The sequence below is a fragment of the Segetibacter sp. genome, assembly GCF_025963695.1.
In the GTDB taxonomy this organism is placed as follows: Bacteria; Bacteroidota; Bacteroidia; order Chitinophagales; family Chitinophagaceae; genus Segetibacter.
This window is the reverse complement of sequence record NZ_JAOQAH010000041.1, coordinates 37,859-46,643: the sequence shown is the minus strand read 5'-3', so window position 1 is coordinate 46,643 and position 8,785 is coordinate 37,859. Positions and strand designations below refer to the sequence as shown.

The window sequence follows — 8,785 nt, the reverse complement described above, 5'->3', positions numbered from 1 at the left end:
AAACGTGGTATCGGCGCTGCCAGAAATTGGATCTTAAGCAGGTTTAACCAGTTTGCTAAACAATCTAATGGAAGGCTTTCCGCTATTATTGACACCACTACTTACGCACCTGATGGAAGAAGAGTAGATACTGCTATTAATTTAGGTAATGTAGTGGCCACTTTAAAAGGCACTGACCCTAACGACAGCCGTATTTTCTTAATCAGTGGTCACATGGATAACATGCGTACAAGCGTGATGGATCGCATCGGTGACGCACCCGGCGCAAACGATGATGGAAGCGGAACTGCAGCGGTAATGGAATGTGCACGGATTATGAGCCGGCATTCATTTCCTGCAACAATAATATTCATAACAGTTGCCGGTGAGGAACAAGGTTTATTGGGGGCAGCTTTTATGGCAAATAAGGCTAAAAAAGAAAACCTGAACATTGAAGCTGTTTTGAACAACGATATTATGGGCAGCAACAATAGCAGCGAAACCAATATTATTGACAACACAAGAATTAGGATTTTTAGCGAAGGCTTGCCCGCATTTGAACTCGATAAAAATGGCAAGATGATCAGGCAGTTAGGCCTCGAAAATGATGGCAAGGCCCGGCAACTGGCCCGTTATGTAAAAGAAGTGGGTGAACGGTATGTAGACAACCTTAACGTTGTGATGATCTATCGTAACGATCGCTTTTTGCGCGGCGGCGATCATACTCCTTATGTAGAGAATGGCTATGCTGCAGTTCGCATCACTGAAATGAATGAGAACTACTATCACCAGCATCAGAATGTAAGAAAGGAAAATGGCATTCAATATGGCGATCTGCCAGAGTTTATGGATTTTGAATACCTGCGAAAAAACACCGCGATGAACCTTTGTAATCTTGCCAATTTAGCAAAAGGTCCCTCAATGCCACAGGAAGTAAAAGTCGATGTAAAAAACTTAACCAACTATACCAGCCTCAACTGGAAAGCACCGGTTTCAGGAAAGGTTAAAGGCTATTATGTGCTAATCCGTGAAACGACGTGGCCTACGTGGCAAAAAAAGATCTTTACTGCTGATACTAATATAAAGCTGCCGTACTCAAAAGATAATTACTTTTTTGCTGTGCAGTCTGTATCAGAAAACGGCAACGAAAGTCTGCCCGTTGTACCTGCTGTCGGCAGGTAAAAGAGGAATTTTTAAAGAGGGGAATGCAGTTTCAATTATCTGCATTCCCCTCTTTTTTGTTTATCATACTTTAACATCTATAGTTCTTTGTCGCAGGAAAAAGCCCTGGTTTTGGCAGTACTTTTGCCGCTCCCAGGCAAAAAAAATAAAAAATGAATTTCGCTGCTATAACTGTGCTCATTGGGCTGTTTTTTTCTTCGGCAGTTACCTCTTGCAACAAAGGAAATAAAACGGGCGAAACAAAAGATACAGCGGTGATGGAACTAGATATGAAAAATGTTTCTTACGGAAGTGATACAGCGCAAAAGTTAGATGTTTATTTACCGGCAAACAGAGATACATCCAATACAAAAGTGCTACTCTTTATACACGGCGGAAGCTGGATTGGTGGTGACAAAAGTGAGTTTAATGAAGCTATTGCAGCCATCCATCCAAAGCTTCAGGGTTATGCTATATTTAATACGAACTATCGTTTGGTTAATAACAGTGCAGATGGACTTTCGGACCAAATAACTGACATAAAAAGCGTATTGAACTTTATTGAGAGTAAAGCGGAAGAGTACAAAATAAATGCAAATAAAATTTGTTTGGTAGGAGCCAGTGCGGGAGCGCATCTTGCCTTGCTACACGCATATAAAAATAATAGCGAAGGGAAAATCAAAGCCGTGGTTGATTTGTTTGGACCGACAGATTTGAAAGATCTCTATAACAATCATCCCGTTCCTCAACAAGTTCGGTATATCCTAACCAGCTTGTTAGGTAAAAGTGCTGCGTCCGATGCGAGTCTTTACCAGCAGGCAAGCCCTGTTAACTTTGTAAATGCACAAACAGTTCCCACGTGTATCTTTCACGGTACCAATGATATGATCGTTCCCATTTCTCAGTCAAATGCCCTGAAGGCTAAATTGCTTGCAAATAATGTAAAAGTTGAAATGACCGCTTATGCAGCAGAAGGACATGGTTGGTATGGCAAAAATCTGTTGGATACATATGCAAAGACTATTCAATTTATAAAGGAAAACGTCAATTAATGCTCGAGCTAACATGGGTATGTAAGCCTTTTGTTGAATTAACCCCACATGAGTTGTACGCTATTATAAGACTTCGCAATGAAGTATTTGTGGTTGAACAAAACTGTGTTTTTCAAGACGCCGATGATAAGGATCAAGTCTGTTATCATTTAAGTGGCCTGACTACAAATAACAAAATTGCTGCTTATGCACGGCTTGTTCCTGCAGGTGTTTCTTATTCACACATCTCTATTGGACGAGTCATTACTTCACCTGATCATCGAAAGGCCGGTTTTGGAAAATCTCTGATGACAAAAGCTATTGAAGAATGTGACCGACTTTTCGGAAAACAATCCATTCAAATAGGAGCTCAGTTATACCTAAAAGAATTTTACCAGGCTTTTGGTTTTAAGCAAATAAGCGACATGTACCTTGAAGATGACATTCCGCATATAGAGATGCTGCGGTTATAACTACTCTCTCCGTTTAAATTATCAATTTCAGTAGTGACGGTATAAAGGCTAAAGTGATCGTATGAAAAATAATGACAACGATAGTACAAATCAGGTTAACGAGCCACCTGTTTCATATACCGGTTTCGTTTATAAGTCCGAGGAAGATAAATTATTACACGATGCTCTTCGTATCGACATTAGAAATTTCAGCTATTTACAAAAATGATCCGCAGAAATGCAACACTAAATAAAGCTATCTTCCTTACCCCTCCTACTCAATAGATATGGATGTTCTTGACGAAGCATTATTAAGGTTTTGGGAAAAGCTTAAACAGAATATGTAAGATATATAATGGTAGGTGGATTAGCTATACGTTCTTATGAACACAACCGATCAACCGAATGACCTGGGATTTATGGTTAAAGGACACTGTCGAAAATAGAAGAAACTAAATAATGTTTCCGTCCGTTTTCTTCAAATCAACCAATTAATTTCAAACAAAAAAGCAGCAAACCGGCGTAAAGACCAGGTTGATGATATTTATTTGGAGAAAATAAAAAAGCTTCTTAAAGATCAAAACAAGTTGTAATATCCCGCATTTTTCCCTCTTTCATTTTCCGTTTTTCTTTCTCTTACCCCTATCTTTGCGCAAAATTTAGGATGGGTATGTCAGCAAAATGCGTGAACTCTTTTCTGGTGGCGGTTTTCAGTCTTTCTATATCATTATTCTCTAATACGGCTTTTAGCCAACATGGAGCTGAGATTACAGAAAAAGGTACTACTGTACATCATGAGGAAAAGATGGATGCAGCTAAGATAATTATGGAACACGTGCTCGACAACCACGAGTTTCATTTGGCGGAAATAGGGGGACATCCTGTTTCTATTCCATTGCCTATAATTTTATATTCTCCCCAAAGAGGTTTTGATGCCTTTATGTCTTCCCGGTTTGAACATGGCCAAGCGCAGTACAATGGCTATAAAATGGTAAACGATAAAATTCTACCCGTAGATGAGAGTGGAAATATAGACGAATCGGCTAGTGTGTTAGATTTGTCGCTGACGCGAAATGTGGTGCAGATGTTTCTAGCAGTTCTTCTTTTGATATTGGTTATGACGAATGTTGCTAAAAAGTACAGAATTAATGGTACAACCAAAGCACCTTCTGGTTTTCAAAATGCTGTAGAGCCTGTCATTACTTTTGTTAGAGACGAAGTAGGTAAACCAAATTTGGGAAGCAAATACGAAAAGTATATGCCTTACCTGCTTAGTGTTTTCTTCTTTATATTGATTAACAATCTGGTTGGATTAATACCCGGCTCTGCTAATGTCACTGGTAATATAGCCTTTACTTTGGTTCTTGCCTTTATATCAATGCTTGTTATTCTCTTTAGTACTAACAAGCATTTCTGGGGTCACATATTCTGGCCTCCCGGAGTTCCCCTTTTTGTAAAAGTTATTTTAATACCGGTAGAATTTGCAGGGATTTTTATTAAGCCTATTGCCTTAATGATACGTCTTTTTGCTAATATGGTAGCGGGTCATATCGTAATCATTTGTTTCATTGCACTCATATTTATATTTGGCGCAATGAATACTGTTGCCGGGCTTGGCTTTTCGCCACTATCAATTGCCTTTACTGTTTTCATTTATTTCATTGAGCTTCTTGTTGCATTTATCCAAGCTTTTATATTTACTAACTTAACGGCAGTATTTATTGGACAGGCTTTTGAAACGGGACATGCAGATCATAACGAGCATCCACATGATCCTCATCCAACCCATGATCACCAAGAAAAAGAATACGCTTTATAAATTTTTTATTCATAACAAAAAACACACAGTATGTCTTTAATGACCATTTTTTTGCAGGTAACTAATGATGCTGCAGCTAATTTTTCGATGTCTCACCTGGGTGGTGCCATTGGTGCAGGTTTGGCAGCAATTGGTGCAGGTATCGGTATAGGTCAGATTGGTCGTGGTGCAGTGGAGTCTATTGCGCGTCAACCAGAAGCTGCAAACGATATCCGTGCTAACATGATCCTGACTGCTGCATTCGTTGAGGGTGTTGCCCTTTTCGCAGTTATCGCAGGTATCCTTGCTGTTTTGAAGTAAACCCTCACCCGGCCTCGCCCCGCAAGGAGCGGAGGAAGAAGATGAGCGGATATTAATTCAGTGCACAAAAGTATTTACTGCATCTAAAGCACAGGGCGGAGGATGCAGTATTTAACCAGCAAATCCACAGATGGGGATTAATAGAAAAAAATTATTTAAAGGTTTTTAAAAAAACTCTCCCTTTAGGGAGCTGGAGGGTCACTATATGGAACTGTTGTCACCGGGAATAGGGTTAATTTTTTGGACTTTCATTGCCTTTTTGATCGTTTTGTTTGTTTTAAGAAAGTTTGCATGGAAACCTATTTTAACCTCTCTGAAAGAAAGAGAAACGAGCATTGCATCAGCTATCTCTTCTGCTGCCGATATGAAAGCAGAAATGGCCTTAATGAAAAGTGAAAATGAAGTGTTACTGGCTCAAGCCCGTGAGGAAAGAGCTATCATGATTAAGGAAGCAAAGGAAACAGGCACTAAGATGATTAGTGAAGCAAAAGAAAAGGCAAGAGTAGAGTATGACCGCATATTAGCCGAAGCTCAGGTAGCTATTCAACAACAAAAAAATGCTGCTCTTATTGATGTTAAGAACCAGGTGGGCAAACTTGTGATAGAGGTGAGTGAAAAAGTGTTGCGCCGTGAATTAGCAAACAGAACAGAGCAGGAAGGGTTTATCAGACAACAGGCAGAAGCCGTAAAACTTAATTAAAAAAATAGCTATTGCTGTCAGCTGCAAGCGAAAAGCTTGCAGCTGACAGCAATAGCTAAAGCTTACAACAATATGCTTAATCCACGTTTAGCTGGCCGGTACGCAAAAAGTCTTATTGACCTTTCAACTGAAAGAAATGAGTTGGAAGCTGTATACAACGATATGCAGTATCTTAAGGCGGTTTGTAAAGCAAGCAGACCTTTTGTCGCATTGCTTAAGAGTCCTGTTATTCCAATTGATAAAAAGAGCCATGCTTTAACTGCAGTAACAACCGGAAAAATAAGTGTGTTAACGGCTGCTTTTAATCAGCTACTTATAAATAAAAACAGGGAATTTTACCTGCCCGAAATTGTTGATGCCTTTATAGATCAATACAACGTTATTAAGGGTATAAATAAGATAAGGTTAACCACGGCGGCTCCCTTAAGCGACGAGGTAAAAAGCGAGATTATAAGTAAAATTAAAACACAGACTCCTATCGAAAGAATAGAACTGGAATCAGTAGTGAACGAAGATTTGATTGGAGGGTTTATTCTTGAATTTAATAATAACCTTGTTGATGCAAGTATACAACGCGAGTTGAGAGACATTAAAAAGCAGTTTGATAAGAATATGTATGTGCAGCAGATTAGGTAGTGAATGGTTTAATTGTGTTACTGTTTAGTTGTTGCTTTCTACAGCAGGTTGTATTAGAACCATTAAACAATGCAGCTCTTCGACAATACTGGTTTACAGTACAAGAGTGCGACGCAAGGATGATGAACAAACAACAAAAAGTTAAGAACAAAATAATTTTCTAAATTCCCGATCTCTTTATGAGTGAGGGGCAAAACGATAGTAATATGGTTGAAATTAAGCCAGATGAAATATCAGCAATATTAAGGCAGCAGTTGAGCAGCTTTAATACTTCTGTTGATCTAGAAGAAGTGGGCACCGTGTTGCAGGTAGGTGACGGCATTGCCCGGATATACGGATTAAATAAGGTTAGAAGTGGAGAACTGGTTGAGTTTGAAAGTGGCGTAAAAGCCATTGCACTAAACCTGGAAGAAGATAATGTGGGTGTGGTATTGATGGGTGACCAGGATGAAGTAAAAGAAGGTTCAACTGTGCGTCGTACAGGTCAGATTGCATCTATCAAAGTAGGCGACGGTATGGCCGGACGTGTAATAAATATGCTTGGTGAACCGATAGATGGTAAAGGTCCGATAACAGGCACTTTATACGAAATGCCTTTGGAGCGTAAAGCGCCAGGGGTAATCTTCAGGGAGCCGGTAAAAGAACCGTTACAAACTGGTATTAAAGCAATTGATGCCATGATCCCTATTGGTCGTGGTCAGCGTGAGCTGGTTATCGGAGACCGCCAGACTGGTAAATCAGCTATTTGTATTGATACCATCATTAATCAGAAAGAGTTTTACGAAGCGGGTAAACCTGTTTATTGTATTTATGTTGCAATCGGCCAAAAGGCAAGTACGATTGCGGGAGTAATGAAAACTTTGGAAGAGCATGGAGCAATGGTTTACACGACTATTGTAGCTGCCTCTGCAAGTGACCCGGCTCCTCAACAGTTCTATGCTCCGTTTGCCGGTGCTGCATTGGGCGAGTTTTTTAGAGATACTGGTCGTGCAGCTCTGATTATTTTTGATGATTTGTCGAAGCAGGCCGTGGCATACCGTGAAGTGTCTTTGTTGTTAAGAAGACCTCCCGGACGTGAAGCATATCCCGGTGATGTATTTTATCTTCATAGCCGTTTGTTGGAAAGAGCTGCAAAAGTGATTTCAAAGGATGAAATTGCTGCTAAGATGAATGATCTTCCACAAAGTATTCGTCATTTGGTAAAAGGTGGGGGTTCGCTGACTGCTTTACCAATTATTGAAACGCAAGCGGGTGATGTGTCTGCCTACATTCCAACAAACGTGATCTCTATTACCGACGGGCAGATCTTCCTTGAAGGTAACCTGTTTAATGCCGGTATTCGTCCTGCAATCAACGTAGGTATCTCTGTTAGCCGTGTGGGGGGTAATGCGCAGATTAAATCGATGAAAAAAGTATCTGGTACATTGAAACTTGACCAGGCCCTTTATCGTGAGATGGAAGCTTTCTCTAAATTTGGTGGTGACCTTGACCCCGCTACCAAGGCGGTACTTGACAAAGGCGCACGTAATGTGGAAATCTTAAAGCAGTTGCAATATGCACCCGTTCCGGTTGAAAAGCAGGTAGCTATTATTTACTTAGGTACTCAAGGTTTATTAAGAGACGTGCCTGTAAAAAAAATCAAGCAATTCGAAGAACATTTTCTAACAGAGTTAGAGAACAAGATGCCGGAATTATTGGTTGAATTTAAAAAGGGAAACTTGCCGCAGGAAGGAATCAATAAAATGACTGACCTGGCAAAAAGTATAATACCGACTTACAAATAGGTAAATTTCAAAGGATATAAAAAAGAGGCGCCTCAATTAATTTTGAGGCGCCTCTTTTATTTGCTAATAAAATTGTTAAAGCCTTACGCCCAAACCCGCCGAGACATAAAACATATTTCTCCCGTTTTCTGAAAGGTCTGGTCTGTTTGCTACTCTAACAAGATTTTGTGGTAGTACATATGAAGGGGTGATGGATGCATTAAACTTTCCTGCTACAAAAACAATCGGAGCTGAAAACTCATACGATAGAATATTGAACTTCGTTGAAGTCTCCGTTACCTGTTGCTGGCTTCCTATTGGTAAACCCAGCACATTCTGCTTTTTATAGTACGTATTAGTAAAATTTTGAGTGCCTGTATTGACATAAACAGATGGGTTAACTGCTATAGCATTTTTAGAATTTGGAATTAAATAAAGGAATAAATGATCCAATCCTGCAGTAGCTCCAAAATCTGTTTTGTCACTAAACTTTGCGTCACCACCTACAGTCACATTTGCAATTTTATTATTGTAGACAAGGTTGATGCCTGTCTGTGATTTGATGGAAGATTGCACCAACTGACTTTTGTCTTTATACAAAAATTGGGTATAGAAAATATTTCCGGAGAAATTCTTTGTTTCCGGAAATCTAAGCCCCCCTTCTAAAATAGTTCCATTATAGCCTAAAGAAGAAGCCTTGTTATTTACAAAAATAAAATTTGAGTTAACGTAAAACCCCTCCTTAAGCTGAAAGCCGATTGTTGGAAATACACCACTACTTCTTAAACTATCGGTACGACCGAAATAGTGCAACGACGATTGGTAATTAATTCCAGCCGTAAAAACATTTTTTTTCGGTGCACTTGTATCATTTTGGGCGATCCCCAAAAAAGGTACGCTAACCATTAAAGCTAAAACTACGTTCCTGACTTTCATAATATATC

10 protein-coding genes are annotated in these 8,785 nt (G+C 39.6%); 9 read left to right on the top strand and 1 reads right to left on the bottom strand.

The window, feature by feature from the left end:
- The 9 genes from JWR87_RS07455 to atpA all read left to right on the top strand — a co-directional run.
- A partial coding sequence (locus tag JWR87_RS07455) for a M28 family metallopeptidase (protein WP_297817703.1) occupies positions 1-1,161 on the top strand: 1,161 nt, incomplete at its 5' end.
- Positions 1,162-1,313: 152 nt separating this feature from the next.
- Entirely contained in the window at positions 1,314-2,192 is an 879-nt protein-coding gene (locus JWR87_RS07450; protein WP_297817700.1) for an alpha/beta hydrolase, read from the top strand.
- The gene (locus tag JWR87_RS07445; protein WP_297817697.1) at positions 2,192-2,644 is read left to right on the top strand and encodes a GNAT family N-acetyltransferase; all 453 of its coding nucleotides are present in this window, start codon (positions 2,192-2,194) and stop codon (positions 2,642-2,644) included. Before JWR87_RS07450 ends, JWR87_RS07445 begins: the two co-directional genes overlap by 1 nt.
- Positions 2,645-2,705: 61 nt before the next feature.
- The gene (locus JWR87_RS07440) at positions 2,706-2,852 is read left to right on the top strand and encodes a hypothetical protein (RefSeq protein ID WP_297817694.1); all 147 of its coding nucleotides are present in this window, start codon (positions 2,706-2,708) and stop codon (positions 2,850-2,852) included.
- A gap of 441 nt (positions 2,853-3,293) precedes the next feature.
- Positions 3,294-4,442 (top strand): F0F1 ATP synthase subunit A, encoded by a 1,149-nt coding sequence (gene atpB, locus JWR87_RS07435; protein WP_297817691.1) that lies wholly within the window; start codon positions 3,294-3,296, stop codon positions 4,440-4,442.
- 30 nt (positions 4,443-4,472) lie between these two features.
- The gene (gene atpE, locus JWR87_RS07430) at positions 4,473-4,742 is read left to right on the top strand and encodes an ATP synthase F0 subunit C (protein WP_297817688.1); all 270 of its coding nucleotides are present in this window, start codon (positions 4,473-4,475) and stop codon (positions 4,740-4,742) included.
- Positions 4,743-4,947: 205 nt separating this feature from the next.
- Positions 4,948-5,442 (top strand): F0F1 ATP synthase subunit B, encoded by a 495-nt coding sequence (gene atpF / locus JWR87_RS07425; RefSeq protein WP_297817685.1) that lies wholly within the window; start codon positions 4,948-4,950, stop codon positions 5,440-5,442.
- Positions 5,443-5,478: 36 nt separating this feature from the next.
- Positions 5,479-6,078 carry an ATP synthase F1 subunit delta gene (gene atpH / locus JWR87_RS07420; RefSeq protein ID WP_297817682.1) on the top strand — a complete coding sequence of 200 codons (600 nt, stop codon included), beginning with the start codon at positions 5,479-5,481 and terminating at the stop codon, positions 6,076-6,078.
- Positions 6,079-6,284: 206 nt separating this feature from the next.
- Entirely contained in the window at positions 6,285-7,862 is a 1,578-nt protein-coding gene (gene atpA / locus JWR87_RS07415; RefSeq protein ID WP_297817706.1) for a F0F1 ATP synthase subunit alpha, read from the top strand.
- Positions 7,863-7,937: 75 nt separating this feature from the next.
- On the opposite strand, the gene JWR87_RS07410 is transcribed toward atpA, so the two are convergent.
- Positions 7,938-8,777, bottom strand: coding sequence for a hypothetical protein (locus tag JWR87_RS07410; RefSeq protein ID WP_297817679.1), 840 nt, complete (start codon positions 8,775-8,777; stop codon positions 7,938-7,940).
- Positions 8,778-8,785: the final 8 nt, after the last annotated feature.

Coding starts and splice junctions, on each gene's coding strand:
- atpF (WP_297817685.1), top strand. CDS start 4,948: ATGGAACTGTTGTCACCGGGAATAGGGTTAATTTTTTGGACTTTCATT.
- JWR87_RS07440 (WP_297817694.1), top strand. CDS start 2,706: ATGAAAAATAATGACAACGATAGTACAAATCAGGTTAACGAGCCACCT.
- atpE (WP_297817688.1), top strand. CDS start 4,473: ATGTCTTTAATGACCATTTTTTTGCAGGTAACTAATGATGCTGCAGCT.
- JWR87_RS07410 (WP_297817679.1), bottom strand. CDS start 8,777: ATGAAAGTCAGGAACGTAGTTTTAGCTTTAATGGTTAGCGTACCTTTT.
- JWR87_RS07445 (WP_297817697.1), top strand. CDS start 2,192: ATGCTCGAGCTAACATGGGTATGTAAGCCTTTTGTTGAATTAACCCCA.
- JWR87_RS07450 (WP_297817700.1), top strand. CDS start 1,314: ATGAATTTCGCTGCTATAACTGTGCTCATTGGGCTGTTTTTTTCTTCG.
- atpB (WP_297817691.1), top strand. CDS start 3,294: ATGTCAGCAAAATGCGTGAACTCTTTTCTGGTGGCGGTTTTCAGTCTT.
- atpA (WP_297817706.1), top strand. CDS start 6,285: ATGGTTGAAATTAAGCCAGATGAAATATCAGCAATATTAAGGCAGCAG.